Genomic DNA, 26976 nt, shown 5'->3' with positions numbered 1-26976 from the left:
ATGGCCGCTAAGCGCATCGGCTTAGCGGCCATCTGTGGCAAATCGAGAGAGCGCGGGCCCGCGCAGCCACCTCCGGGCCCGCGCCCAGACGCGCCGTCCCAAGCTCGCGGCCGAGGCAGACCACCCTGGCACCGTCATGCCATGCGCACTGCCCCAACCCCCGTGCAGCGTACCGACCTGACACGAATGGCCGCTAAGCGCATCGGCTTAGCGGCCATCTGCGGCGAATCGATGGGGCGGGCCCGCGCAGCCACCTCCGGGCCCGCGCCCAGTCGCCCGGCCCCAGCCCACGGCCGCGGCAGCCGTGCCCTCACACCCCCCCATGCCGCACCGCCCAACCCCCGTGCAGCGTACCGATCTGACGCGAATGGCCGCTAAGCGCATCGGCTTAGCGGCCATCTGTGGCAAATCGAGAGAGCGCGGGCCCGCGCAGTCCTGGAAGGACCCGGAAGCACCCGGCCCGGGTGCGGTTATGGGCCCGGGTGCGGTTATGGGCCCGGGTGCGGTTATGGGCCCGGGTGCGGTTATGGGCCGGGGTGCGGCTTACAGTCCCGAGTAGGAATGCAGGCCGTTGAAGAACTGGTTCACGATCGTGAAGTTGAAGACCACGCACAGGTAGCCGACGATCGACAGCCAGGCAGCACGGGTTCCGGTCCAGCCGCGGGTGGCGCGGGCGTGCAGGTATCCGGCGTAGACGACCCAGATCACGAACGTCCAGACTTCCTTCGTGTCCCAGCCCCAGAACCGGCCCCAGGCTTTCTCCGCCCAGATGGCGCCGAACATGAGCGTAAACGTCCAGCCGACGAACGCGATCGCGTTGATGCGGTAGGACAGGTTCTCCAGGCTCAGGGCGTTCGGGACCAGGCGCATGAACCCGAGCTTGTCGGCTCCGCCGGCGGCGATGGTCTTCTGCCGGTGCGACTGCACGAGCTGCAGCGCGGACATTGCGAAGGTCAGGGTGAACAGGGCCGAGGACATTACCGCGATGGAAACGTGGATGATCAGCCAGTAGCTCTGGAGCGCCGGCACGAGGTGGCCCACGGGGGTCCAGAAGGCGATGGAGGCGGCAACCAGCATGATGATGGCCAGGCCGATCACGAACGTGCCCAGGAAGCGCAGGTCGCGGCGGATCAGCACCAGCAGGAAGACGGCCACGGCCACGAACGCGCCCGTGGTGAGGAATTCGTACATGTTGCCCCATGGCACCCGGCCGGCACCGAGCGCGCGGGTGATCACGCCGGCCGCATGAATCGCGGCGCCGAGGACGGTCAGCGCGACGGCGACGCGGGCGGGGGCACGCCGCTCGCCGGCGTAGCGCATGCTGCCGTCGGCGGTCTGGCCCGCGCCTGCGGCGGTGCCGGGGCGGGAGGTGGCCGACGTCGGACGCTCGGCACGGCCTGCCGGGCCGCTGACGTCCGCATCGGAGCGGGCGGCGTCGGCTCCGGCGGCCCCCGCACCGACGCCGACGGGAACGCGCGCGGCATTGGCCTCGGCCGCCGCGCCGGAGAGCTCCGCGGCCTTGAGATCCACCGCGCGCAGCGTCTTGCTGCTCTTGGCCAGGTCCCAGGCGAAGGCGATGAACGCCACCGTGTACGTGCCGGCGGCCAGCAGCATGAACAGCTCACTGTACTGGCCCATGGTTTCGTTGATCGAGAACGGCATTACTGATCCTTCTTCGACTCGGAAGAGCCGGCTGTTGACTGGATGAAGTCTTCTGCGGGTTGTTCAGGAGCGGCGTGCATGCCGCTGGCACCGGTGCTGCCTGTTGCCGTGCTGGCGGTATCCGCCCGGTCATTATCCGCTGTTGCGCTGGGAGCGGGCTGGGAGCCTGTCGCGGCCTCATCGCCCAACAGCCAATCGTCGGAAAGGAGTTTGCGGATTGCCGCGGCCTCCCCGGCCAGGCGGTGGTCCTCACCGCGGGCCAGGAGACCGTACTCCACCATGGTGCGGCCGTCCTCGTGGGTGCCGGTGCGGACCCAGACACGGCGGCGGTTCACATAGAGCGAGGTCACAAGCCCGGCCACGGCCAGGAGCGCGAAGATCAGGGCGTACAGCTGGCCGGGGTTGTGGTGGATGTCCACGCCGATGTAGCGCTTGACGCCGTCGAAGCTGATGGAACCCTTGCCGTTCGGCAGCGTGTAGCTGCTCCCGGGCGCTAGGACGATGCCCTTGGTGTCCAGGTTGCGGGCGTTGAGCGGCGTCAGTTTCTTGACGTCGAGCTCGAAGACGTTCTGCGGGGAGCCCGCGTCCAGGCCGAGGTCGCCGAAGTAGGAATTCAGGGTCAGCTGCGGGTTGATGAGCTCCGGATCACCGCTGAAGGACACGCCCTTGTCGGTGACAAACGCCGTCGGCAGGAAGAACCCGGCGAAGGCGAGCTGTTCGGGTTTGGCGTCCGGAACCTTGATCACCACGGAGGAGTAGTAGTTCTCGCCCTGGAGCTTGGCCACCACGGGTCCCTGCATGGCAACATTGCCCGCGCCGTCGCGAATCGTGACGACGGGAGCGTAGCCGTTGCCGGTGAGGTACACGCTGGTGCCGCCGAGGCTGAGGGGGTCGTTGACCTTGAGCACCTCCTTCTTGGCGGGTGCGTCCGGGTTTTCCTTCGTGGTCACGGCGGCGGTGAAGTCGATGGGCTGACCGAACTTGCCCTTCGATTCACGGTCGAAGGTGATGTCGAACTTGTCCAGCTGGACCGAATAGGGCTGCAGCTGGCTGCTCTGGAAATTGGTGCCCGGGGTGAACTGGTCGTAGCCGACGAGGGTGTTGACGAACGTGTCGCCCTCCACCAGGATACGCTGCCCGCTGTAGCCGAAGAGGCCGCCGGCCGCCACCGAAACCAGCACTCCGATCAGCGCGGTGTGAAAGACGAGGTTGCCGACTTCCTTCAGGAAGCCGCGCTCCGCGCCCAAGGACGGGCGGGCGCCGTCGCGGTCCCGCACGTCGACGCGGTAGCCGCGCTTTTTCAGCAGCTCGGCGGCGTCGGTGATGGCGGCCGACGCCGGGATCCCGGCGTCGGCCGGAATCACCAGGGTGCCGTATTCGGGGAGCCTGGACAGGCGGGCGGGGGTGCGCGGGGGCTGGGAGCGCATCGCTTTGTAGTGCGCGATGGCGCGCGGGATCACGCAGCCAATCAGCGAGACGAACAGCAGGATGTAGATCGCGGAAAACCAGGCCGAGGAGTAGACGTCGTAGAGCTGCACCGAGTCCAGGATCGAGCCGTAGTCCGGGTGGTCCTTGATGTACTGCGTGACAATCGCCGGGTTGGCCGGGCGCTGTGGGAACAGCGAGCCGGGCACGGCGGCGACGGCCAGCAGCAAGAGCAGGAACAGGGCTGTGCGCATGCTGGTCAGCTGCGTCCACGCCCACCGGAGCATGCCCAACGGACCCAGCGTGGGCAGGACGGCCTCGGGCTTCGGGGACTTCTTCTTTTCGTTCACGCGCTCGCTCATCAGATTGGCAAATTCACATCGGTTTGGAACCAGTACTGCAACCCGGAGACCCAGGTGCCCCACACACCGCTCGCCATCAGGATCCCAAGCAGGATCAGGATGCCGCCGCCGGTGCGCTGGATGGCGAGCCGGTGGTTGCGGAAGAAGGACATCACGCCAATGCCGCGGCGCACGGCCAGGGCGATCAGCAGGAACGGGATTCCCAGCCCAAGGCTGTAGACGAACGCCAGGAACGCCCCCTTGGCCGCCGAGGAGCCGCCGGAGAGGCTAAGGAGCTGGACGGCCGAATACGTCGGACCGATGCACGGTGCCCAGCCCAGCCCGAAGGTGATGCCCAGCAAGGGCGCGCCCCAGAGACCGGCCGGGGGTTTGGCATGGATCTTGGCATCGCGCTGGAGCCAGCCGAAGCCGCCCATGAACACCACGCCCATGACGATCACCAGGACGCCCAGCAGCTGGGTGATCCACATGTTCTGCGAGCCCGTGATGAAGCTGCCCAGCTGCCCGAAGGCGCCGCCGAGCAGCACGAAGATCACGGAGAAACCGAGGACGAACAGCCCGATGCCGGCCAGCATGCGCCCGCGCCTTTGCTTCTGCAGGTCGACGCCGGTCAGCCCTGTGACGTAGCCCAGGTATCCGGGCACCAGCGGGAGGACGCAGGGCGAGAGGAAGGAGACCAGTCCGGCCAGCAGCGCGACGGGAATGGCAAGCAGCAGCGATCCGTTCAGGATGGCTTCGGCGAAGGGGCTGTTCACGGTGGGGCCGCGCTACTCGGCCACGGCGGCGGCGATGAGGGATTTCAGGGTGCCCTGCTGGATTTCGCCCAGGACCCGGGAGGCGACGCGGCCCTGCTTGTCCAGCACGAGGGTGGTGGGCACGGCGCCGGGCGGCACGAGGCCGGAGACGGCCAGCAGCACGGCGCCGTCCTTGTCATTGAAGCTCGGGTACGTCAGGTTGAAGGTCTTGTCGAACGCGTCGGCCGTGGCCTTCTCATCGCGCAGGTTGACGCCGAAGAACTGTACGCCCTTGGTCTTGAATTCCTGGTTCAGCGCCTCGAGGGAGGGCGCCTCGACCCGGCAGGGGGCGCAGGCGGCAAACCAGAAGTTCAGCACGGTGACTTTGCCGGGGAAGTCCGCCGACGTGACGGCCGTGCCGTCGAACAGCGTCCCCTTGAGCGCCACGGGGCTCTTGCGGTCCGCGACGGCGAACTCGGTCACGGACCCGTCGCCGGCCACGTAGTTCTTGTTGTCTCCGGCCTTGGCCTGTTTGGCGAGGGCGTCGTCCTGGGCGCAGCCGGAGAGCCCGAACACCGCGGCCAGCGCGGCCCCGCCGGCGGTCAGGACGCTGCGGCGGGACAAAGGCATGTATTCGCGGCGGTTCGCGGCCATGGTCAGGCTCCCGGGGTGCTGGCGGCACCGGGCAGCAGGGCGGCAGCGGGCTCGCTGTAGTCGACGCGCACGAGGCCGCCGGCGTCGTCGAACACCAGGGATGTCAGGGACGTCAGGGTGCATTCGCGCTTGCGCGGGTCGTGCCACAACGGCCGGCCTTCGGCGCTGAGCCGCGTGGCCCAGATGGGCAGCTGGTGGCTGACAAGGATGGCTTCGGCCCCGTTGCCGCCCAGCTCGATGGCACGGATGCGTGCGTCCTGGACGGCCGCGATGACCCGCGCGGCCTGCTCCTTGTACGGCTCACCCCAGGAGGGCCGCAACGGGTTGTACAGCCGGGCCCAGTGTTTGGGACGCAGCAGCTCCGCCTTCGAGACGCGAAGGCCCTCAAAGTAGTTGGCGGCCTCGATGATGCGGGATTCGGTGGCAATCTCCAGGCCCAGGGCGTCGGCGATCGGCTGCGCCGTCTCCTGCGCGCGGGTCAGTGGGGACGCGGCGAGGTGGACGATCCTGGCCCCTTGCGCGGACCGCTCCCTGAAGTGTTCCGCCAGGGTGCGGGCCATCTCCCGGCCGAGTTCGGAGAGGTGGAATTCCGGCAGCCTGCCGTACAGGACACCATCGGGATTGTGGACCTCGCCGTGGCGGAGCAAATGAACAGTGGCTTGGGGCATGTCTACCAGTTTCTCAAAGATGCCGGTCGATCTGAAATCTTCTACGGGAGGTAGAACTGATGAGTTTGGAAAAATGTTCCCCGGAGTTGGAATAAAAGATGCAAATGCATGTTTATACTGGGTGAAGCAGTTAGTTGAGATTTCAACCAATGATGCTTCAACTGGCGATCAGACGAACCACCGCAGTACCAACCCGACTCAAGGAGAACCACCATGGCACTTCCCGCAAACGTCACCACCGGCACCTGGACCCTCGACCCGTCGCACAGCGAGATCGGCTTCACCGTCCGCCACGCCGGCATCAGCAAGGTCCGCGGTCAGTTCACCGACGCCGCCGCCACCCTGGACCTCGCCGAGAACGTCACCGACTCCAAGGTCAACGCCTCGATCAAGACCGCAAGCTTCGACTCCGGTGACGCCAACCGCGACGGCCACGTCCGCGGCGAAGATTTCTTCGACGTCGAGACGTTCCCGGAGATCTCCTTTGTCTCCAACACCATCGTCCCCAAGGGCGACGCCTACGAGCTCCAGGGCGACCTCACCATCAAGGGCATCACCCGCCCCGTGGCCCTCGAGACCGAATTCAACGGCGTGGCCGTCGATCCCTTCGGCAACACCCGCGCCGGCCTCAGCGCCGAAACCACCATCAGCCGCAAGGACTTCGGGCTGACCTGGAACGCCGTCCTCGAAGCCGGCGGCGTGCTGGTCAGCGACAAGGTTGCCATCAACCTGGAACTGGCCTTCATCGCTCCCGCAGCGTAGCCAGCATCCAGTACGGTCGCGGCCCGGTCACTCCCGTCCGCGCCTGAGGGCCGACGCCGGTCAGCCGGCAACAGCGCACCGCTTCATCTTCGCGATGAAGCGGGGCGCTGTTGTTTTTCGCCGCTGCTGCCTGCCCCTCTTGGGCGCCGCCGTCGGGCACCGCGACGCGGCTGCAGATTCCCTAGATAACAAGGAATCGGCGGTCTACAGTGAGAGCCATGAGCAACCCGAGTGATGTACCTCCGCAGCAGCCGGGCGCCCAGCCGCCGGCGTCGGGCAGCGCCCCGCCCGCCGGCCCACCGCAGCTTCCCGCCAACCCGCCGCCCCCTCCCGGATACCAGGCACCGCCGCCGGGGTACCAGGCACCGCCTCCCGGGTACCAGGCACCGCCTCCCGGGTACCAGGCACCGCCTCCCGGGTACCAGGCACCGCCGCCGGGGTACCAGGGCCAGCCGGCGTCGGCCGGCGGATTCCGCTTCGAGATGCCCACCGACCGCCCCAGGAACTTCGGCGATGCACTGCCTGCCGGCGGGCTCTCCGGCATGTTCAAGGTCGCTGCAATGCCCACCGAGCTGAAGGTCTCCTACTGGATCTGGCTGATCGGCGGGCTCCTGGGCCTCCTCGGTGGAGTCATCGGGTTGTTCGGGTCCTTCGTCCTGGTCGCCTTCGCGCCGGCGATCGGGCTCCTGGTGCTGCTGCTCGTGATCGTGGCGCTCGCACTGGCAACCGCTCAGATCATCCTGGCCATGAAGATGAAGGAAGGCCGGGAATGGGCCCGCTTCGCCCTCACCATCCTTGCCGGCATCTCCCTGGTGCTGACACTCATCAGTTCCGGCATCGCCGACGGCCGGGCGGGCGGAGGCCTGCCGGGCTTCCTCATCAGCCTCGTGGCGACCGTGCTCATGTGGCTGCCGAATGCACAGGCCTGGTTTGCCGCCAACCGGGGCCGAATCTAGGCCTGCCGCCGCACAGGGCACCCGCGGATTCGTGGCAGCGCCAGGGCTCCCCCGCCGCCACGCGCCGGCCATCGAAAGAGGCTTGAGAATACCTCTCAGGAATGATCCACACGGCGGCCGGGCCGCGGTACGGTTGAGCTAAACCATGCTGGGGGCAGGGCAGGATCTCTGATCCCGGTGGCCGATTCGATCGACACGCAAAGGACCGCTTCATGAGCAATCCCCCAGTCCAGCCCCCGCCTCGCAACGGCTCCGAGCCGGGCGGGGAATCCACTCCGGCGCCGCAGGCACCGCAGTACGGCCAGAACGCCCCGCAGGCACCGCAGACACCGCAGTACGGCCAGCAGACACCCCCCGCCTACGGCCAGAACGCCCCCCAGGCACCGCAGTACGGCCAGCAGACACCCCCCGCTTACGGCCAGAACGCCCCCCAGGCACCGCAGTACGGCCAGCAGACACCCCCCGCTTACGGCCAGAACGCCCCGCAGGCACCGCAGTACGGCCAGCAGACACCCCCCGCCTACGGCCAGAACGCCCCCCAGACGCCGCAGTACGGCCAGCAGCCACCCCCCGCCTACGGCCAGAACGCCCCGCAGTCGCCGTACGGCCAGTCCCCCTACGCCCAGTACCCGTCCCAACAGCCGCAGGCTCCGGGCGCGGTTCCCCAGTTGGTCAATACGTCGTTCTGGCTGATCATCGCAGCCGGAGCCTTGTGGGTCATCTCCATGCTGGTATCCCTGGGAACCCTGGACACCCCTGCCGTCAGGGACATGTTCGAGCAGCAGATGGCAGCGAGCGGCACGAGCGTCGACTTCGAATCCATTAAGGGTGTCCTGATCGGCACGATCGTGGTGTTTGCCGCCATCAGCGCCGGGCTGTACGCCCTCGTGGCATTCAATGTCCGCAAGGGCAAGAACTGGGCCCGCATCCTGGGCACCGTGTTCGCGGCCTTGTCGGTCTTCAACATCATCCCGCTCAGCCTCGCCACCCTGGCGGCACTCGTGGGCATTGCGGCTATCGTGCTGCTTTACCTGCCCGCGGCAGCGCCGTATTTCCAGAAGCGGCAGCCCTTTGCCAACCCCTATGGACAGCCCGGAGCCCCCTTCGGGAAGTAGCTTCGCCAGGAACCCACCCAGTGGGGTACCACTCAGCGGGCGCGGGAACCGGAGGGCTGGCCGATCTTAGTCGGCGTCTTCCGGGTCCTGCGCCCTCTGTGCGTGGTAGGCCAGAATCTGCAGTTCCGTTGCCATGTCCACCTTGCGGAGGTTGACTCCCGGGGGGACCTGCAGCATCACCGGCGCGAAGCTGAGGATGCTCCGCACGCCGGCGGCTATCACCCGGTCGCAGACGTCCTGGGCCACCGCCGCGGGCAAGGCGAGGACCACCATGTTGGCACCGGTACGCTGCAGTACCGGCTCAAGGTCGGCGGCGTCGCTGACCCGCAGCCACCCGACTTCACTGCCCACCACCATCTGGTCGGCGTCGAAAATCGCCACAATGTCAAAGCCTCGAGACTCGAATCCGCCGTACCGGGCCAGGGCTTTGCCGAGGTTGCCCGCACCGACGATCGCGACTTTCCAGTCGTGCGTCAGCCCGAGGGCAGCGGCGATGTTGCGGTTGAGGTACTGGACCTCATAACCGACACCCCGGGTTCCGTAGGAGCCGACATAGGAGAGGTCCTTGCGCAGCGTCGAGGAACTGACTCCGGAGGCCTCGGCCAGCGACTCGGACGAGACCCGGTCCACCCCGTCAGCCAGCAGCGTGGTCAGGGCGCGCAGATAGATGGTCAGCCGGGCCACGGCCGCGGGCGGAATCTGTTTGGCCGCAGTCCCGGCTCCCCCGGGGACAGGCCCGGGAGATGAATCCAGCGAAGTCACTATCTGCTCCATTGCGTCGCGTTGTGCTTCCCACTCTAGAGCCCCCGCGCATCACGCAACAAAGCACCCCGCCGTCAGGAGGGCTGGTCGAGGATCCGTTGCAGGGTCCGGGTCAGGCGGGCCTCGTCGATCTTCCAGAAATCCCGCTGGACGCCGTCGACCAGCACCACCGGGATCTCCTCGGCGAAGCGTTCCCGCAGCCCGGCGTCGTCGTCCACCGATTTTTCCGACCAATCTAGTCCGAGCGCAGCGGTGACCCGGCCGACGGCGGCACGCGCCTCGGTGCACAGGTGACAGTCAGCCTTGGTGATCAGAACTACAGCAGGTAAGTGTGCGGGTTTGGCCATGCATCCACCGTAGCCCGGCGGCCACTTCGGCGTCGACGCGCGGAGCAGTCCGCCCGGGTCCGGGGCCGTCCTGCCGTCGCGTCGCGCGTCCCGCGGGCGGCCGGGGGCCCGTCATTGACTAGACTCGTGGCATGCCCGAGGAGAAATACGTCATTGTGGCCAATGAGCCTGCTGCATCGACGCAGCACGGCGAGGCCGCATTTTTCGACGTCGACAACACCCTCATGAAGGGCGCAAGCCTTTTCCATGTCGCCCGCAAGCTTCACCAGCGTGGCGCCTTCACCCTGCCGCAGGCTGCCGGGTTCGCCTGGAAGCAGTTCATGTTCGTGCTGCGCGGCGAAAACATGGATGACGTCCATGCCGTCCGCGATTCCGCCCTGACCCTGGCCGCCGGCATCACGGCCAAGGACATCGAGGCGTTGGGCGAAGAGGTCTACGACGAAATGATTGAGTCGCGGATCTGGCCGGGGGCAAAGGCCTTGGCCGAGCAGCATCTTCGGGTCGGGCGCAAGGTATGGCTCGTCACTGCGACGCCGATCGAGGTGGCCACTGTCATTGCCGCCCGGCTGGGCCTGACCGGGGCGCTGGGCACAGTGGGCGAGATCATGGACGGCTCGTACACGGGACGGCTTGTGGGCGAGATCCTCCATGGACCGGCCAAAGCGGTCGCAGTCCAGCAAATTGCCGAGGAGCAGGGTCTGGACCTGAGCCGCTGCTGGGCGTACAGCGATTCCCACAACGACATCCCGTTGCTGAGCATGGTGGGGCACCCCGTTGCCATCAATCCCGACTCCAAGCTGCGCCGCTACGCCCGCGAGCACAACTGGCCGGTCTACGACTTCCGTGCAGGCCGGCGCGCCGCCACTCTGGGCTTCAAGGCCGCAACGGTCGGAGGGGCCATCTACGGCCTGTGGCGGGGGTTCTCCCGCTTCCGCGGCCCCAGCCGCTAGGCCGCCCGCGGCTTCCGCTGCGGATTCGGACGGGCGCGGCGCGGATCAGGGCCGCCGTCCTCTGATTCCGCAGCCCGCGTCCGAAGCCGGTGCGAATTTACGCGCCACCTCCTCGGCGTCTCCCCGGTTCGCCCCGGCTGGCCCCAACGCAAATCAACCGCCGAAGGCAAGAAAAATGCCCGTCGCCTGGAAGGCAACGGGCATTTCATGCATTTCGAAGTATTGCTACTTCTTATTGCGACGCTGGTGGCGCGTCTTGCGAAGCAGCTTGCGGTGCTTCTTCTTGGCCATACGCTTGCGACGCTTCTTAATAACTGAACCCACGAAAGTTCCTTACCGGCTAGATGCAGTACCTGCCTGTTGGGAAGGGTCCGCGGGCTAAGCAGCAGACTGAAACAACTGACAGGTTCTTACAATGACGTAAAACGTTCCTTAACAGGGTACCGCCTCTGCGAGGCACCCCACGACCGCGGGCCCCGTGCGGGACCCAAAGCAGTCGATTCACGCTGTGATTGTTGCCGCTGACTGATCAGCCAGTTCCGGCGTGGCCGTCATTCCGGTCGACGACGGCACCCTTGAGGTACTGCTCGACGGCGTTTTCCGGCACGCGGTAGGAGCGGCCGAACCGCACGGCCGGCATCTCCCCCGAATGCACAAGACGGTACACAGTCATTTTCGATACCCGCATAAGTTCCGCGACTTCGGCCACGGTCAAAAAACGGGCCTTGGAGAAGTTGGCCTCCGTAGACATTTCCCTATTCCTTTGCTCAAGCGAACGGCAGCCCCACCTGTTGACATGGCGGTGTGCCGATGCTGAGCCATCAAACAACCATGTGTTAGCAACACTAGTTGCTCATGGTGCCAAAGTGAAAGACTTCCTCAGGAATCCCCGCACGATTTCCGCAGGAATCTCGAAAATCCCGCGGCACGCTCCTCCGCCTGCTCCTCCCTCAGGCCCGGGTCCGCCGCGTGCGGGCCGAGGCGGCCAGCTGGCCCAGTACCGACGCCGTCACGTCCCAGTCCATGCAGGCATCAGTGACGCTCTGGCCGTAGACCAGCCCGTCCCGTCCGGAGCCGGTAGCGGCGTTGACATCAAGGTTCTGGGCCCCGCCCACCAGGAAGCTCTCGAGCATGACGCCGGCGATGGCCCCGGCGGCGGCTCCGGCATTTTCCAGCTGCGCACCGATTTCGAGGGCGACCTCGGCCTGGCGGTGGTGGTTTTTGCCGCTGTTGGCGTGGCTGGCGTCGACGATCAGACGGGGGTTGAGCTGCTTCGCGGCGAGTTTCGCTGAGGCCGCTTCAACATCGGCGGCTGAGTAGTTGGGGCCCTTGCGTCCGCCGCGGAGGATGACGTGGGTGTCCGGGTTGCCGGCGGTAGCCACAAGCGCCGCCCGGCCGTCGTCGTCGATCCCGAGGAACGCCTGGGCGGCAGCGGCGGCGCTGCACGCGTCCAGCGCCACCTGGAGATCGCCGTCGGTCCCGTTCTTGAAGCCGATCGGCATCGACAGCCCGGAGGCCAACTGGCGGTGGATCTGGCTCTCCGTGGTGCGGGCGCCGATCGCGCCCCAGGCGACCAGGTCCGCGACGTACTGGGGGCTGATTGGCTCAAGGAACTCGGTGGCGGTGGGCAGGCCGAGGGCGGTGACCTGGCGCAGGAAGGACCGGGCCGCGCGCAGGCCCGCGGCGATGTCGTGGCTGCCGTCCAGCCGGGGGTCGTTGATCAGGCCCTTCCAGCCCACCGTGGTGCGCGGCTTCTCGAAGTAGGTGCGCATGACGATCAGCAGGTCTTCGCGGTGCTTCTCTGCCTGGCTGACCAGCCGGCGGGCGTATTCCAGGGCCGCCTTGGGGTCGTGGATGGAGCAGGGGCCCACGATGACGAGCAGCCTGTCGTCCACACCGTCCATGATTGCCCGGACCTCGTCCCGGCCCCGCCCGACCACCTCGGCCAGGCGGGCCTCCAGGGGCAGTTCCGCCATGAGGTCCTGCGGGGTGGGCAGCGGGGTGAACTCGCTGACGCGCAGGTTCGAGGTGGAGTGTTGGGGGCCGGTGGCTGCTTCGATGCTCATATTCGGGTCCTGTTCCGGGTGCGGAGCGGGCCCTGGTCAGAACCCGCCGAAGATATGGCGAAGGGCAGAGAATAATCTCTGCCCTGTTGGCTCTGAAGGAAAGTTGGATGCGTGTCAGTTAGACGCGGGCCCCTCCAGAGCCAACGAAAAATACGCATACCAACGGTTAGTCATAGCGTTGACCATAGCCCCGGAGCCGCGGCCGGAGCAAACGCCGGACGTAACAATCCGCGGCGGCCAGTTCCGGGCGGCCAGGACCAGGTCCGTGGTCGCCGGGCAGGCACGTCGCGGCGGTGTTCGCCGGCACTGCCGCGAAATGACATCTCGACGCACACCGGCACCACCTAGAGTGTGAGGAAACCCAGCACAGCATCCGATCCGCAAATGGAGGCAGCCATGACGCACACCGTCCCGCCCGGCAACCCCGAGGCTCCGACCACTCCCGCGGCCACGGCCCCTGGCCCTGCGGTCTCCGCATCCGGGCACCACACAGCCGCGGCCGCCGGCGGGCTCCCTGCCGCGTTGAAGCGCCGCGTGCCCAAGTACGCCGACCTTGCTCCCCTGATGCAGTTCAAGAAGCCGGAATTCAGCCGGGCCGCCAGGCTGCGCCGTGCCAGCACCATCTGGGACCTGCGGGACATGGCCAAGCGCCGCACACCCCAGGCGCCCTTCGACTACACGGACGGCGCCGCCGAGGCCGAAATCTCCCTCCGCCGCGCCCGCCAGGCGTTCCTGGACATCGAATTCCGGCCCGGGGTCCTGCGGGACGTCTCCAGCATCGACCTCAGCACCGTCATCCTGGGCGGGCCGTCCCGGCTCCCGGTGGGGATCGCGCCCACCGGCTTCACCCGGATGATGCAGTCCGAGGGCGAATACGCCGGCTCCCAGGCCGCCGCAGCCGCCGGCATTCCGTACACCCTCTCCACCATGGGCACGGCGTCCCTGGAGGCCGTGGCCGCCGCCGCACCCACCGGCCGCAACTGGTTCCAGCTGTACCTGTGGACGGACCGGGACCGTTCGCTGGAACTGATCCAGCGTGCCGCCGCCGCGGGAAACGACACCCTCATGGTCACGGTGGACACCGCCGTCGCCGGCGCCAGGCTCCGCGACGTCCGCAACGGCATGACCATCCCGCCCGCGCTGACGCTCAAGACCGTCCTGGATGCGTCCTACCGGCCGGCCTGGTGGTTCAACTTCCTCACTCACGAGCCGCTGACCTTCGCGTCGCTGTCCCGCTACACGGGGACGGTCGCGGACCTCATCAACTCCATGTTCGACCCCACCCTGACCTACGCCGACCTCGACTGGCTGCGCGAGACCTGGAAGGGCAAGCTGGTGGTCAAGGGCATCCAGACGGTCGACGACGCCCGCAGGGTGGTGGACCACGGCGCGGACGGGATTGTGCTCTCCAACCACGGCGGCCGCCAGTTGGACCGGGCACCGGTCCCGTTCCACCTGCTCCCCGAGGTCTCCGCCGCGCTGAAGGCGGACCGCAGCGACGCGGCGATCATCCTGGACACCGGCATCATGAGCGGCGCGGACATCATCGCCGCCCTCGCCCTGGGCGCCGACTTCACGCTGATCGGCCGTGCCTACCTGTACGGGCTCATGGCCGGCGGTCGGGCCGGTGTGGACCGTGCGCTCCAAATCCTGGAGAAGGACATGGAACGCACCATGGCCCTGCTGGGCGTCAGCCGGCTCGCGGACCTCACCCCCGAGCACGTGCGGATCCTCCGCACCTAGCACCTCTGACAAGCCCCTGGCGCCCGAAAGATCGGCTAGGTGCCTTTGGGCGGGGCGGATGGCCGCGCTCATACCCAGGGCGGCATACGCGGGGCAGGAAAGCCTACTTCTTGCGGCCGAATTTGGGCAGGTTGGCCAGGAGATCGGCGGCCCTGGTGGCGGCCCGGCCCACGGTCCGCCCGATCTGCTGGGGCATCTTGTCTTCCCCCGCCGTTCCCACCGGGATGACGACGGCGGGGCTCAGTGGGCTGCCGGCAGGGCGGCCCGCCAGTGCTGCGGCGGGTTGCGCGGCGACCGGTTGTGGGACGGCTGGTTGCGGAACAGCGGCGGCGGCCAGACCTTCCGGGACGGCTGCGGGGCCGGCTTCGGGGTGGAGGGCGGCGGCCGCGTCCGCCGTCGCGGCGGGGCCGACGTCGAACGCCTGCAGCCAGGTGGCGATCCCGGTGAGCGGCTTGGGGTTGAGCGTGTAATACCGCTTCTGGCCCTGGGCGCGCATGCTCACCAGGTCCGCTTCCCGGAGGACTTTGAGATGCTTGGAAATGGTGGGCTGGCTTGCTTCAAGCTCCTGGACCAGTTCCCCCACCGCTTTGTCCCCCTTGCGGAGGGCTATCAGAATGTCACGCCTGGTTGCCTCAGCAATGACGGCAAATACGTCGTCTGTCACCATGCCCTCCACACTAGCGACATATACGCCAGATGGCATCCACGAATTGTTCCGTTGGTGCAAGCCCCCAAGCCCGGCCCGGATTCAGTCGAACCAGGGGTCCAGTCCGTGCAGGGGAAACACTTCCTTGCGGGTGGCCATGATGGTGCGGTCCACCTCGTCGTTGGGGTCGAAACCCACTTCCCAGGACCGCCACCAGAGGTCCACGTCGTCGCCCATCGTCTCGGGGGGCTCCACGCCGAACCTGGCGCCATATTTGTCTTTGACGTAGTTGCGCCAATCCTCCGGAACCGGGGTGCGCAGCGGCACCGGGCGGCCGGCGGCGATGGCTATGAGGTGGCTCCAGGACCGCGGCACCACGCTGACCACGTTGTAGCCGCCGCCCCCGGTGGAAATCCACCGGTTCTCGCAGTAGCGTGCGGCGAGGTTTCCTATCGCCGTGGCGGCCTCGCGCTGGCCGTCCACGCTGATGTTCAGGTGGGTGAGCGGGTCAAGCCGGTGCGAGTCGCAGCCGTGCTGGCTGACGATCACTTCCGGTTCGAACGCGCCAATGAGCTGGGGCACGACGGCGTGAAAGGCCCGCAGCCACCCGGCGTCGACGGTGCCGGCCGGGAGGGCGACGTTCACGGCGCTGCCCTGCGCGTTCGGTCCGCCGATCTCGTTGGCAAACCCGGTGCCCGGGAAGAGGGTCAGTCCGGATTCGTGCAGCGAAATGGTCAGGACGCGCGGATCGTCCCAGAAGATGCTTTGCGTGCCGTCGCCGTGGTGCGCATCGACGTCGACGTAGGCCACCCGCCGGACGCCGCCGTCGAGCAGCCGCTGGACCGCGAGGGCGGCGTCGTTGTAGATGCAAAAACCGCTCGCGCGGTCCCGGGAGGCGTGGTGCATCCCGCCGCCGAAGTTCACGGCCCGCACGGCGCTGCCGTCCAGGACAGCTGCGGCCGCCAGCAGGGAGCCGCCGGCCAGCCGGGCACTGGCTTCGTGCATGCCGGCAAAAGCGGGGTCATCCTCGGTTCCGAGACCCCTGGCGTGGTCGGACGTGTCCGGGTTTGCGCTCACGCGCCGCACGGCGGCCACAAACTCCGGGCTGTGGACCGCGCCCAGCTCCGCGTCGGTGGCGACGTCCGGAGCCGCTACCGTGACGTGGTCCAGATCCAGCAGTCCAAGGCTGCCGGCCAGCTTCGCTGTGAGCTCCATGCGCTCCGGCGCCATCGGGTGGGAGTGGCCAAAGTTGTAGGCAGTCATGGCTGGGGCCCACACCACCGTCGTTGGCAGCGCGGTCTGAGCGAGTCCGGGCAGGAATGTCATCAATCACAGGCTACCCGAGCGGTCCCCGGCTTCCCGCGCGCGCACGGGCGTTCCCCCGGCCATTACCCGGTGTTTAGTGGTTTACTACTTGGGGAAGAAGTTTCAACCGAGGAAGAACATGACGCAAAGCCAGTCGAGGTCCACGAGCCCGGCCAGCTGGCAGCCAGGCATGCCGGAGCGGGAAGGCCTGTGGATCTTCACACGCCTGCGCGACTTCATTGACAGCATCGCGAACAGCTCGCCCGCCCGCCTGGCGCTCTCGGCGTTCGGCGTCGTGATCTTGGTCTTCACCGCTTTGCTCTCGCTGCCCTTAGCTTCCGCGACGGGACAGGTCACACCGCTGCATCAGGCGTTCTTCACCGCGTCGTCAGCTGTCTGCGTCACGGGCCTGACCGTGGTCTCCACCGCTGTGCACTGGTCCTTCTTCGGCCAGCTCGTAATCCTGGTCGGCATTTTCGTGGGCGGCCTGGGCACCTTGACCCTCGCGTCGCTGCTGGCGCTCATGGTGAGCAAGAGACTTGGTGTCCGCGGCAAGCTGATCGCCCAAGAGGCCATGAACGCCGGCCGGCTCGGCGAAGTCGGCACGCTGCTCCGGATCGTGATCGTGACCTCCGTCGTGATCGAGGCGGCCCTGGCCGTGACCCTGATCCCCCGCTTCCTGCTCCTTGGGGAGAGTTTCCCCCAGGCCCTCTGGCACGGGGTCTTCTACGCCATTTCATCGTTCAACAACGCCGGTTTCACGCCGCATTCGGACGGAATCGTCCCCTACGAAACCGATCTCTGGATCCTGGTCCCGCTCATGCTCGGCGTGTTCCTGGGCAGCCTGGGCTTCCCTGTGGTCATGGTGCTGCACCAGAACGGGCTGCGGTGGAAGAAATGGAACCTCCACACCAAGCTGACCATCCAGGTGTCCTTCATACTCCTGGCCGCCGGCACGGTCCTGTGGGGCTTCCTGGAGTGGGACAACCTGCGCACCATCGGGGACATGGACCTCGGCGACAAGATCACGCATGCGCTCTTTGCCTCAGTCATGTTGCGCTCCGGCGGCTTCAACCTCGTGGACCAGAACCACATGGAGTCCACCACCATGTTGCTCTCCGATGCCCTCATGTTCGCCGGCGGAGGTTCCGCATCCACGGCCGGCGGCATCAAGGTCACCACCATCGCCGTGATGTTCCTGGCGATCACCGCCGAGGCCCGCGGCGACGCGGACGTGAAGATCTACGGCCGCACCATCCCCGAGGGCACCATGCGCGTGGCCATCTCGGTGATCGTCGCCGGCGCCACCCTCGTCTCGGTCTCGGCCCTCCTGCTCCTGCATATCAGCCATGCATCCCTGGACCGGGTCCTGTTTGAAACCATTTCCGCCTTCGCCACCGTGGGCCTCAGCACCAACCTCAGTGCAGAGTTGCCGCCGGAGGGGGTTTACGTCCTCGCTTTGCTCATGTTCGCCGGGCGCGTCGGGACGGTCACCCTTGCCGCCGGCCTGGCCCTGCGCCAGCGCAGCCAGCTGTACCACTACCCGGAAGAGAGACCGATCATTGGCTAGTTCCTCAGGCGCCGTCAACCGCCCCGCCCACAACGCCCCCGTGCTGGTGATCGGGCTGGGCCGTTTTGGTGCATCCACCGCAGAACAGCTGGTCAAGCAGGGCCGGGAGGTCCTGGCCATTGAACGCGACCGCGCCCTCGTCCAGAAGTGGGCGAGCGTCCTGACGCACGTGGTGGAAGCCGACGCCACCAACATCGATGCCCTTCGCCAGCTCGGCGCCCAGGAATTCAGTTCCGCCGTCGTGGGCGTGGGCACCTCGATCGAATCCTCCGTGCTGATCACGGTGAACCTCGTGGACCTGGGAATCGAACACCTCTGGGTCAAGGCGATCACGCCCTCGCACGGCAAGATCCTCACCCGCATCGGCGCCAACCACGTCATCTACCCGGAGGCCGACGCCGGTGTCCGCGCCGCGCACCTGGTCTCCGGGCGCATGCTGGACTTCATCGAGTTTGACGACGACTTCGCGATCGTCAAGATGTACCCGCCGCGCGAGACCGTGGGCTTCACCCTCGATGAGTCCAAAGTCCGGTCCAAGTACGGCGTCACGATTGTGGGCGTGAAGTCCCCGGGCGAGGACTTCACCTACGCGCGGCCGGAAACCAAGGTTTCCTCGCGGGACATGCTCATCGTTTCGGGCCACGTGGACCTGCTCGAACGGTTCGCTGCCCGCCCCTAGGCCGCAACCGGAGCCTGCGGCTCCAGGGCTGCGGCTCCAGGCCTGCGGCTCCAGGGCTGCGGCTCCGGGGCCCGCCCGGGCCGGCTCAGGCGAGCTGTCGGGTGATTTCCGCGGCGCGCTCAGCCGCCGCGCGGGCGCCGTCGGCAATGATGGCCGGCAGTCCGCGCTCGTCAAAGGTGGCGATGGCCCGTTCCGTGGTGCCGTTCGGGCTCGTGACCGCCTTGCGCAATGCGGCAGGATCCGCGCCGGGCTCAGCCAGCATGAAGCCCGCCCCGGCGACGGTCTCGCGGGCCAACAACAGCGACAGCTCCGGGTCCAGGCCCAGTCGTGCCCCGGCCTCGGCCATGGCCTCCGCCAGGTAGAAGGCGTAGGCCGGGCCCGAGCCGCTGATCGCGGAGAGGGCGTCCACCTGCTCTTCCGGGATCTCCACGACCGTGCCGGCGGCTGCGAGGATGTCCTTGGCGCGCTGGAGCTGCCCGGCGGAGCAGCTGGTCCCGGGCGAGACGGAGACCACGCCGCGGCCCAGCTTCGCCGGCGTGTTCGGCATCGTGCGGATGACGGGCTGGCCGGCCGGCAGCGCCGCCTCCAGCTGCTCCAGTGACACGGCGGCCGCAACGCTGATGACGATCGTGCCCGGTGAAAGGGATCCGCTGATTTCCCGGGCCAGGTCCGCGATCCCCACGGGTTTGACGCCCAGGATCACGACGGCGGAGCCGGTGGCGGCCTGTTTATTGTTGTCCGGCTCTTCTTCGCCCGCGATGGCGGTGATCCCGGGGTGGCGCTGGGCCAGCTCGGCCGCGCGCCCGGCCCGGCGGACGGTTGCGACAATGTCGCCCGGGTCGACGCCGCCGTCGATCAGCCCCGCCATAATTGCCTCGTTCATTGACCCACAGCCCAGGAATGCGATTCGGTTGCTCATGTCCCCATCATTGCAGTCTGACGTGATTCCCAGCCAGCTCCCACCTTCAGCGCAGTCAGCGCACAACTTTGGAACCTAACGTTGTAACTACCTCATTGAGGGTGCGAGTGATGCAGCAGGCATGCGGATGCCTGCGCGGCACCGGTGGTTGCAGCGGGTTTTCCCATTTTCCCGCAGCGGGCCGCCGGTGCCTTTGCCGTTTAAAGCCCCCGCGGCGGAGCCGGCCACCATCCCGGGGACGCCGTCGGATTGCCAGCGAACACACAGGGAAAACTCGCTGCGCACCCATGATCGGCCATTACCTTGGAAAGTGCCTCAACAGGTGCGAGTGATGATAGCCGGTTCCCCCGGAGCCGGCGGTGCGCCGGGCGATTTGCAGCAGAGTTCCCCCAAGTCCTGCTCCAGATCGCCCGGCCCTACTCTTTTAACCGGCGCGAACGGGCCCGCCACGGGGCGCGGCCCGGCCCAGGTTTCCAGCCGTCTGCTTTCTAACCGTCTGCGGCCCCGCCGAACACCGGGCTGCGGAGCTTGCCTTCCAGGAACCGGCGTTCCGCGGCGCTGCCGGCAAGCGCCAGCGCCCGCCTGTAGCCTTCGGCGGCCTCCGGATAGCGGCGCAGACGCACCAGGAAGTCGGCGCGGACGGCGTGGAAGAGGTAGTAGGTGTCCAGTCCCAGGCCCTCGACCGCCGCCAGCCCGGCAACGGGCCCGTGGAGCTCTGCCAGGGCCACGGCGCGGTTCAGCGCCACGACAGGACCCGGCGCGACGGCCAGAAGCTGGTCATACAACTGCAGGATCTGCGCCCAGTCGGTGTCCCCGGCGGCCGCGGCGTCGCTGTGGACGGCGTTGATCGCCGCCTGGAGCTGATATGGTCCCGGCTGGTTCCGGCGCAGGCACCGGCGCACCAGCTCACGGCCTTCGGCGGCCCGGGCGCTGTCCCAGTGCCCCCGGTCCTGGGCCGCGAGCAGCACCAGTCCCCCGTCGGGCGTGAATCGCGCGGCGCGGCGGGACTCGATGAGCAGCATCAGCGCCAGCAGTCCCGCCGCTTCCGGTTCGTCCGGCATCAGCGACGCCAACAGCCTGCCGAGCCGGATGGCTTCCGTGCAGAGCTCCGTACGTTCCGGGCCGTCGGCGGGGCCCGCGGTGTAGCCCTCGTTGAAGATGAGGTAGACCACCGCCAGCACCGATTGCAGCCGTTCGGGCAGGTCGGCGCCCTGCGGGACCCGGTATGGGACCTTGGCATCCCGGATTTTCGCTTTGGCCCGGACCAGCCGCTGCGCCATGGTCGCTTCCGGGACCAGGAAGGCCCTGGCGATTTCCGCCGTCGTCAATCCACCCAGAAGCCGCAGCGTCAGCGCCACCTGGGCGGACCCGGCCAGGGCAGGATGGCAGCACGTGAAAATCAGCCGCAAAGTATCGTCGTCCACGTCCTCGACCCCTGACTGTTCCGCCAGGAACTGCTCTTCGGCGGCCGGCGCGGGTCCGGCCCCGGACCGCGCCGCCGCGAGCAGGGCCGCCTGTGCGTGCTTGTCCTCGCGTGAGGCTTCCCGCCGCAGCCGGTCAATCGCCCGGTGCCGTGCCGTCGTGATGATCCAGCCAGCCGGGCTGGGCGGGATGCCGGCCGAGGGCCAGTGCTGGACCGCCGCGGCAAAAGCATCCTGGACGGCGTCCTCGGCAATATCGATGTTCCCGAACGTCCGCGTCAGAACGGCTACGGCGCGCCCGTACTCGCGCCGGAACACCCGGGCGATGTCCGCCTCGGTCGCTGCCTCATGTCCACGGCGCTCACCCACACCAGCACCCCCGACCGGCGGCTAGTGCTGGAACGGACGGACTTCGACGGGAAGTGTGGTGGCGCCGGCCAGCTTCCTTGCCCAGCCAAGGGCCGCGTCCAGATCCTCGGCCTCGATCACGGTGAATCCGCCGAGGTGCTCCTTGCCTTCGGTGAACGGCCCGTCGGTCACCAGGATCTCGCCACCGTTGGGCCGCAGGACTGTCGCGGACTCCGCCGGGTGGAGACCCGCGGCGAACACCCAGGCCCCCGCCGCCTGCATTTCATGGTTCAGGGCCGCCAGGTCACGCATGATGGGTTCGAGGAACTCAGGGTCCGGGGCAGGGCCGTCCGGCTGGTAAATGCTGAGCAGGTACTGCGTCATTTCGGGTGCCTCCTTGTCGAATCGGCCGGCGCCGTGCCGGCCTCTCAGCACTTACACGATCAAGGACGCTCCGGATCGACACAGTCTCGACACCCGCCGCTGGTCCAAGCCGTCTCAGAGAGCCTTTTCCGGCGACTGAAGCCGCGCCGGCGGTTGCTCTGCCACATGCGGCGGGGGATCGATCGGCCCCTCAAACACCAGCTGGTCCAGTCGGCGGAGGATGAGTCCTTCACGCAGGGCCCACGGGCAGGTCACCATGCTGTCGAACTTGAACATTTCCAGTGCCGCTTCCGCGACGAGGGCGCCGGCGAGGACCTGCGGCGCGCGGGCCTCGGAGACGCCGGGCAGGTGGAGCCTGTCCTCTATCTCCATGGCCGAGATCCGCTGCGCCCAGAGCCCGAGGTCGAGGGCCAGCAGCTCCCGCTTGACGTAGGGCCCGGCGCCGCTGGGGGCAGCCCCGGCAATCCTGGCGAGGGACCGGAAAGTTTTGGACGTGCCCGCGACGAGGTTGGGCGGCCCCAGCTTCTCGAATTTGCGCACCGCGGGCTTGAGCGTGGAGCGGATGTAGCGGCGCAGCTCCTTGATGCTCTTGGCCGAGGGCGGGTCCTCGGGCAGCCAGTCGCGCGTCAGCCGGCTGGCGCCGAGCGGAACGGACATCGCCAGCTCGGGCAGCTCGTCCTGTCCGAGGGCCATCTCGAAGGAGCCGCCGCCGATGTCCAGGTTCAGGATGGGCCCGGCACCCCAGCCGTACCAGCGCCGGACGGCGAAGAAGGTCATGGACGCCTCTTCGCTGCCCGTGAGCTCCCGGAGGGTGACGGTGGTTTCATGTTTGACGCGGGCCAGGACGTCAGCGCCGTTGGTGGCCTCGCGGATGGCCGAGGTGCAGAACGCGAGGAGGTCGTCGGCTTTGTGCTTGGCCGCGAATTCCCACGCCTCGAGGACGAACTCGACCAGTTCATGCTGCCCGTCGTCGTCGATGTTGCCGTCGTCGTCGAGGTACTGCACGAGCGACAGCCGCCGCTTATGCGAGGCGTAGGGGACCGGGCGGGCGCCGGGATGGGCGTCGACCAGCAGGAGATGGACAGTGTTGGACCCGATGTCGAGGACGCCTAGACGCATGCTGCCATTATTCCCCCCACGGAGCGGCCGGCCTAGCTGCGACGGGGGTATTCGCGAAGAATAGCGCCGTCGCAGTCTGGCCGATTACGGGCCTAAGCCGGGTCGGCAGTGCCGTCAGCGGGCTCGTCCGTCGGCTTGAAGTCGCGGCGGATGTTGGCCACGCCCTCCGGGTCGATTTCAAAACCGTAGGCGGCGCCGGGGTTGATCACCATGCCGAGCTCGGCGCCGAGGTTACCGATGATCGCGGCGCCCTGCGTGCCCAGCACGTTCGGGGCGGCGGCGAGATACTGCTCGGTGACGCGGCTCGGGTGCGAGAAAACGGCCAGAACGGGCTTGCCGGAGGAGTTGGCGAGGACCAGCGGCTCCACCTGCGAGTCGGGGCCCTCGAGGGCGTCGGAGCTGACCACATAGACCTCGTTGTTGAGGAAGGCCAGGATCACGTCCACCGGGTTGGCGTCCGGCTGCTCCCCCCGGGCGAGCTGCTCCTCGAGTTCGTTCAGCGGCTGGTTGTCCAGGTGTGCGGGCTGTTCAGTCATATTCCTACTCGATCACGTCCACGGCCGGTCCGCAAACGCGAAATCGCCGGAAACCTGCGGATTCGCCGGTATTTTCCGGCGAATCGGCAGGTTTCCGGCGATTTCGGCGTGCTGCCTACTTCTTGGCCGGGGCCTTCCGTGCGGGCGCCTTGCGGGCCGTCGTCGTGCGCTTGACCGGGCCCTTGGCCCGCTTCTCCGCGAGGAGTTCGACGGCGCGTTCCCGGGTCAGCTCCTCGATCGAGGTGGTGCGCGGCACGGTGATGTTGGTGATGCCGTCGGTGATGTACGGGCCGAACCGGCCTTCCTTCACCACGATGTTCTTCTCCGAGACCGGGTCCGGTCCGAATTCGGCCAGCGGCGGCACGGCGGCACGGGCGCCGCGCTGCTTGGGCTGCGAGTAGATCTCCAGCGCCGCCTCGAGCGTGATCGTGAAGATCTCCTCTTCGGAGCCGATGGAGCGGGAGTCCGTGCCCTTCTTCAGGTACGGGCCGAACCGGCCGTTCTGCACCGTGATCGGGTTGCCGTCGGCGTCCTGGCCAAGCACGCGGGGCAGGCTCATGAGCTGCAGCGCCTCGTCCAGCGTGATGGTGTCCACGCTCATGGACGCGAACAGGGACCCGGTGCGCGGCTTGGCCTTGACGGGCTTCTTCGGCGGCTTGGGCTTGCCGTTCTTGTAGTACTCAACGGGCTGGTTGGCCAGCTGTTCCTCGGTCATCTCCGGGATGATCTCGGTGACGTAGGCGCCGTAGCGGCCGTTCTTGGCCACGATCGTGTGCCCGGTGTGCGGGTCCGCGCCGAGGACGCGCTCCTCCGGGGCAGCGGTCTCCATGAGTTCAACGGCTTTGGCGGCCGTGAGCTCATCCGGGGCCAGGTCCTCGGGGACGTTGGCGCGGGCCGCCTCCACCACTTCGCCGGTCTCGGGATCCACCGTCGCGGTGGAGCTTTCCAGGTACGGGCCGAACTTGCCGACCCGGAGGGTGATCGCGTCCGTGATGGGGATGGAGTTGATCTCGCGGGCATCGATCTCGCCGAGGTTGTTCACGATGCTCAGCAGGCCGGGCTCGGAGTCCTCGCCGAAGTAGAAGTGCTTGAGCCACGCGGGTCCGGCCGCCTGGCCGTTGGCGATCTTGTCCAGGTCTGCTTCCATGTCGGCCGTGAACTCGTAGTCCACGTAGTCGTGGAAGTGCTGTTCGAGGAGCCGGATCACGGAGAACGCGATCCAGCTCGGGACCAGCGCGGAGCCCTGCTTCCGGACGTAGCCGCGGTCCTGGATCGTGGAGATGGTGGAGGCATAGGTCGACGGGCGGCCGATGCCCTTCTTTTCCAGCTCCGCAGTCAGCGAGGCTTCGGTGTAGCGCGGCGGCGGCGAGGTTTCGTGGCCGACGGCGACAATGTCGCTGGCAGTGAGCGCGTCGTCCTTGGCCACGTTGGGCAGCCGGCGTGCTTCCTCGGACTCGTCGTCACCGCGGCTTTCGTCCTTGCCTTCTTCGTACGCGGCGAGGAAGCCGGGGAAGGTGATGACGGTGCCCGACGCCGAGAACTCGGCGTCGCGGCGGTCGGCCGGGTCACCAACGGTGACGGCGCCGAGACGGATCGTGGCGGTGGAGCCCTTGGCATCAGCCATCTGCGAGGCGACCGTGCGCTTCCAGATGAGCTCGTAGAGGCGGAATTCGTCGCCGGAGAGCTGCTGGGCCACCTGGGCCGGGGTGCGGAAGGAGTCGCCGGCGGGACGGATGGCCTCGTGGGCCTCCTGCGCGTTCGCTGCCTTGCCGCTGTAGACCCGCGGCGACTGCGGCACGTACTCGGGGCCGTACAGCTCGGAGGCCTGGCGCCGGGCGGCCGTGACGGCCTCGTTGCTCAGCGCGGACGAGTCCGTACGCATATAGGTGATGTAGCCGTTTTCGTAGAGCCGCTGGGCCACCTGCATCGTGCTCTTCGAGGAGAAGCGCAGCTTGCGGCCGGCCTCCTGCTGCAGGGTGGAGGTGGTGAACGGTGCCGCCGGGCGGCGGGTGTACGGCTTGGTGTCGACGGAGCGGACGCGGAAGTCGGCGTCCTGCAGCCCCGCCGCGAGCGAGGTGGCGAGTTCCTCGTTGAGGTGGACGGCGTTGCGGGAGGTGAGCTCGCCGTTGTCGTTGAAGTCCCGGCCGCTGGCGACCTTGGCGCCGTCGACGGCGGCGAGCTTGGCTTTGAAGGAGCCGGCGCCGGCGCCGAACTGGCCGGTGAGGTCCCAGTAGGAGGCGGCCTTGAAGGCCATCCGCTCGCGTTCGCGGTCCACCACCATGCGGGTGACGACGGACTGCACGCGGCCGGCGGAGAGGCCACGGGCCACCTTGCGCCACAGCACCGGGGAGATCTCATAACCGTAGAGCCGGTCCAGGACGCGCCGGGTCTCCTGGGCGTCCACCAGGTCCTGGTCGACATCGCGCAGGTTGTCCATGGCGCGGTGGATGGCTTCCTTGGTGATTTCACCGAAGGTCATCCGGTAGACGGGAACCTTGGGCTTGAGCACTTCGAGCAGGTGCCACGCGATGGCCTCGCCCTCGCGGTCCCCATCGGTTGCGAGATAGAGAGCGTCGGCGTCTTTGAGCTGCGCCTTGAGCTCGGCGACCTTCTTCTTCTTGTCCGAGGACACCACGTAGTAAGGCTTGAAGTCGTTGTCGATGTCGACGGCGAACTTGCCCAGCGGGGTCTTCTTCAGTTCCGCGGGGAGCTCCGAGGGCTGCGGGAGGTCGCGGATGTGACCGATGGAGGCCTCCACAATGAAGCCTTCGCCGAGGTACTTGGCGATGGTCTTGCTCTTGGCGGGAGACTCCACAATCACGAGTTTCTTGCCGGTTTTGGCCTTGCTTGGCACGGTGCTCCTACAGAAAAAGGTGGCTCGGGCAGATGCGCCCATACCCGCCTAGTTCACCATATTTTGCAGAATCCCGCGCATCCGGCCGGAAATGACGGCCCGGCGGATGCGGCTTCCGGCCGCAATAGGGCCACGTGCCGGCCGGCCCCTGAGCGCACTCCGGATGCGGTTCAGCGCCGTGCCCGCGACCGGTTCAGGCCTTCCCGGCGGCGGGCTCAGCCCTCCCCGGCGGCGGCTCAGCCCTTGCCGGCGGCGGGCTTGACGGGGGCGGGTTTTGCGGCGGCGGGTTTTGCGGCGGCCGCCGGGCCGCGGTCGTCCGGAATCATCGACCACATCGTGGCCATGCGTTCGGCACCTTCGGGCAGGTGGTCCGGATCCTCCAGTTCGTAGTCCCGCAGCAGGTCGAAGATCCGCCGCGTCAGTTCGGCCCGCTGGTCCGGCGTCAGGTACAGCAGATTGCTGGCCAGTACTACCGAGGACGGCCCGTCGGCGGTGTCGCCGCTCTCGCGCCGGGCGTTGCGGGCCGTGGCGTAGGCACGGACCCGGCGGCGGTAGGCGTCGAGCTCGAGGTCCAGGACGGCGAGCTCGGGGCTGGCCACTCCCCCCAGCGAGTGGATGGTGAAATCTGTACCGGCGGCCTGCCAGCGCCGCTCCCGGGCATCCCCCGCGGTGGCGGCGGGAATCACGATGCCCCACTTCTGCAGTGCCCGCAGGTGGTAGCTCATGGCACTGGGAGTCAGCCCGGTCTGCGCGGCAAGCTCGGTGGCCGTCCGGCTCACCTGCGTGGAATACAGCTCGGAAATGACCTCCAGCCGGGCGGCGTGGGCCAAGGCACGGATCGCCTTCGGGTCGGTGATTTCCACTTGCTTCTCCGGACGGTGCCGGCGCCTGGTGGCCGGCGGAGCCATTGACTCCGCCGTCGGGGTTTCTGCGTTCACTCCTCCAGTGTATCCAGCCCCGCCAAACTATGAAAGAAATGCTTGACATTT

General features: G+C 67.7%; 26 protein-coding genes. 7 read left to right on the top strand and 19 right to left on the bottom strand.

Annotation, left to right across the window (positions count from 1 at the left end; genetic code table 11):
* Positions 1-543: 543 nt before the first annotated feature.
* From ccsB to AC1DGD_RS00400, 5 genes are read right to left on the bottom strand one after another with little or no spacing between them, the layout of a single operon-like run.
* On the bottom strand, positions 544-1662 hold the full coding sequence (gene ccsB, locus AC1DGD_RS00420) for a c-type cytochrome biogenesis protein CcsB (RefSeq protein WP_476855544.1): 1119 nt from the start codon (positions 1660-1662) through the stop codon (positions 544-546).
* Positions 1662-3449, bottom strand: a complete 1788-nt coding sequence (gene resB, locus AC1DGD_RS00415; RefSeq protein WP_476855543.1) for a cytochrome c biogenesis protein ResB — start codon at positions 3447-3449, stop codon at positions 1662-1664. Before resB ends, ccsB begins: the two co-directional genes overlap by 1 nt.
* Positions 3449-4204 (bottom strand): cytochrome c biogenesis CcdA family protein, encoded by a 756-nt coding sequence (locus tag AC1DGD_RS00410; RefSeq protein WP_028278104.1) that lies wholly within the window; start codon positions 4202-4204, stop codon positions 3449-3451. The genes resB and AC1DGD_RS00410 overlap by 1 nt, the downstream gene beginning before the upstream one ends.
* Before the next feature lie 12 nt (positions 4205-4216).
* Positions 4217-4837 (bottom strand): TlpA family protein disulfide reductase, encoded by a 621-nt coding sequence (locus tag AC1DGD_RS00405; protein WP_476850216.1) that lies wholly within the window; start codon positions 4835-4837, stop codon positions 4217-4219.
* A gap of 2 nt (positions 4838-4839) precedes the next feature.
* Positions 4840-5505, bottom strand: coding sequence for a histidine phosphatase family protein (locus tag AC1DGD_RS00400; protein WP_230010601.1), 666 nt, complete (start codon positions 5503-5505; stop codon positions 4840-4842).
* 213 nt (positions 5506-5718) lie between these two features.
* Here AC1DGD_RS00400 and AC1DGD_RS00395 point away from each other — a divergent pair, with 213 nt between their 5' ends.
* The 3 genes from AC1DGD_RS00395 (at position 5719) to AC1DGD_RS00385 (ending at position 8338) form a co-directional block, all read left to right on the top strand.
* Positions 5719-6267 (top strand): YceI family protein, encoded by a 549-nt coding sequence (locus AC1DGD_RS00395; protein WP_028278101.1) that lies wholly within the window; start codon positions 5719-5721, stop codon positions 6265-6267.
* A gap of 218 nt (positions 6268-6485) precedes the next feature.
* Positions 6486-7223, top strand: a complete 738-nt coding sequence (locus AC1DGD_RS00390) for a hypothetical protein (protein WP_476855542.1) — start codon at positions 6486-6488, stop codon at positions 7221-7223.
* A gap of 212 nt (positions 7224-7435) precedes the next feature.
* Positions 7436-8338: a Yip1 family protein gene (locus AC1DGD_RS00385; protein WP_476855541.1), complete on the top strand. Its 903-nt coding sequence runs from the start codon at positions 7436-7438 to the stop codon at positions 8336-8338.
* Positions 8339-8404: 66 nt separating this feature from the next.
* Here AC1DGD_RS00385 and AC1DGD_RS00380 read toward each other — a convergent pair whose 3' ends face one another.
* Positions 8405-9100 carry a redox-sensing transcriptional repressor Rex gene (locus AC1DGD_RS00380; RefSeq protein ID WP_079555510.1) on the bottom strand — a complete coding sequence of 232 codons (696 nt, stop codon included), beginning with the start codon at positions 9098-9100 and terminating at the stop codon, positions 8405-8407.
* Positions 9101-9174: 74 nt separating this feature from the next.
* On the bottom strand, positions 9175-9447 hold the full coding sequence (locus tag AC1DGD_RS00375; RefSeq protein ID WP_476855540.1) for a glutaredoxin family protein: 273 nt from the start codon (positions 9445-9447) through the stop codon (positions 9175-9177).
* Between the two features lie 131 nt (positions 9448-9578).
* On the opposite strand from AC1DGD_RS00375, the gene AC1DGD_RS00370 reads away from it, so the two are divergent.
* Positions 9579-10397 (top strand): HAD family hydrolase, encoded by an 819-nt coding sequence (locus AC1DGD_RS00370; protein WP_018775047.1) that lies wholly within the window; start codon positions 9579-9581, stop codon positions 10395-10397.
* A gap of 225 nt (positions 10398-10622) precedes the next feature.
* On the opposite strand, the gene AC1DGD_RS00365 is transcribed toward AC1DGD_RS00370, so the two are convergent.
* From AC1DGD_RS00365 to AC1DGD_RS00355, 3 genes are all read right to left on the bottom strand, one after another.
* Positions 10623-10721 (bottom strand): 30S ribosomal protein bS22, encoded by a 99-nt coding sequence (locus AC1DGD_RS00365; protein WP_003792170.1) that lies wholly within the window; start codon positions 10719-10721, stop codon positions 10623-10625.
* Positions 10722-10926: 205 nt separating this feature from the next.
* Entirely contained in the window at positions 10927-11148 is a 222-nt protein-coding gene (locus AC1DGD_RS00360) for a helix-turn-helix domain-containing protein (RefSeq protein ID WP_018775046.1), read from the bottom strand.
* Positions 11149-11347: 199 nt separating this feature from the next.
* Entirely contained in the window at positions 11348-12463 is a 1116-nt protein-coding gene (locus tag AC1DGD_RS00355; protein WP_476855539.1) for a 3-deoxy-7-phosphoheptulonate synthase, read from the bottom strand.
* Between the two features lie 396 nt (positions 12464-12859).
* Here AC1DGD_RS00355 and AC1DGD_RS00350 point away from each other — a divergent pair, with 396 nt between their 5' ends.
* Positions 12860-14206 carry an alpha-hydroxy acid oxidase gene (locus AC1DGD_RS00350; protein WP_476855538.1) on the top strand — a complete coding sequence of 449 codons (1347 nt, stop codon included), beginning with the start codon at positions 12860-12862 and terminating at the stop codon, positions 14204-14206.
* A 103-nt stretch (positions 14207-14309) separates the two neighbouring features.
* Here AC1DGD_RS00350 and AC1DGD_RS00345 read toward each other — a convergent pair whose 3' ends face one another.
* On the bottom strand, positions 14310-14873 hold the full coding sequence (locus AC1DGD_RS00345) for an ArsR/SmtB family transcription factor (RefSeq protein ID WP_476855779.1): 564 nt from the start codon (positions 14871-14873) through the stop codon (positions 14310-14312).
* 81 nt (positions 14874-14954) lie between these two features.
* Positions 14955-16178, bottom strand: coding sequence for an acetoin utilization protein AcuC (locus AC1DGD_RS00340; protein ID WP_476855537.1), 1224 nt, complete (start codon positions 16176-16178; stop codon positions 14955-14957).
* A 118-nt stretch (positions 16179-16296) separates the two neighbouring features.
* On the opposite strand from AC1DGD_RS00340, the gene AC1DGD_RS00335 reads away from it, so the two are divergent.
* Entirely contained in the window at positions 16297-17727 is a 1431-nt protein-coding gene (locus tag AC1DGD_RS00335; RefSeq protein ID WP_028277722.1) for a TrkH family potassium uptake protein, read from the top strand.
* A 40-nt stretch (positions 17728-17767) separates the two neighbouring features.
* Positions 17768-18406, top strand: coding sequence for a potassium channel family protein (locus AC1DGD_RS00330; protein WP_374208249.1), 639 nt, complete (start codon positions 17768-17770; stop codon positions 18404-18406).
* Positions 18407-18491: 85 nt separating this feature from the next.
* On the opposite strand, the gene proC is transcribed toward AC1DGD_RS00330, so the two are convergent.
* The 7 genes from proC to AC1DGD_RS00295 form a co-directional block, all read right to left on the bottom strand.
* Positions 18492-19325, bottom strand: coding sequence for a pyrroline-5-carboxylate reductase (gene proC, locus AC1DGD_RS00325; RefSeq protein ID WP_476850224.1), 834 nt, complete (start codon positions 19323-19325; stop codon positions 18492-18494).
* Between the two features lie 488 nt (positions 19326-19813).
* A complete protein-coding gene (locus tag AC1DGD_RS00320) occupies positions 19814-21115 on the bottom strand; it encodes an RNA polymerase sigma factor (RefSeq protein WP_476855536.1) in 1302 nt (433 codons plus the stop codon).
* A 21-nt stretch (positions 21116-21136) separates the two neighbouring features.
* A complete protein-coding gene (locus tag AC1DGD_RS00315; protein WP_028277719.1) occupies positions 21137-21478 on the bottom strand; it encodes a YciI family protein in 342 nt (113 codons plus the stop codon).
* A 114-nt stretch (positions 21479-21592) separates the two neighbouring features.
* Positions 21593-22597, bottom strand: coding sequence for a Ppx/GppA family phosphatase (locus AC1DGD_RS00310; protein ID WP_476855535.1), 1005 nt, complete (start codon positions 22595-22597; stop codon positions 21593-21595).
* A 92-nt stretch (positions 22598-22689) separates the two neighbouring features.
* Entirely contained in the window at positions 22690-23133 is a 444-nt protein-coding gene (locus tag AC1DGD_RS00305; RefSeq protein WP_028277718.1) for an SseB family protein, read from the bottom strand.
* A 115-nt stretch (positions 23134-23248) separates the two neighbouring features.
* Positions 23249-25987 (bottom strand): type I DNA topoisomerase, encoded by a 2739-nt coding sequence (gene topA, locus AC1DGD_RS00300; RefSeq protein WP_476855534.1) that lies wholly within the window; start codon positions 25985-25987, stop codon positions 23249-23251.
* Between the two features lie 236 nt (positions 25988-26223).
* Complete coding sequence (locus AC1DGD_RS00295; protein WP_476855533.1) at positions 26224-26925, bottom strand: ArsR/SmtB family transcription factor; 702 nt, start codon at positions 26923-26925, stop codon at positions 26224-26226.
* Between the last annotated feature and the right edge of the window lie 51 nt (positions 26926-26976).

The organism is Arthrobacter sp. 05T45 (genome assembly GCF_056395875.1).
This window is presented reverse-complemented; position numbering and strand designations above follow the sequence as displayed.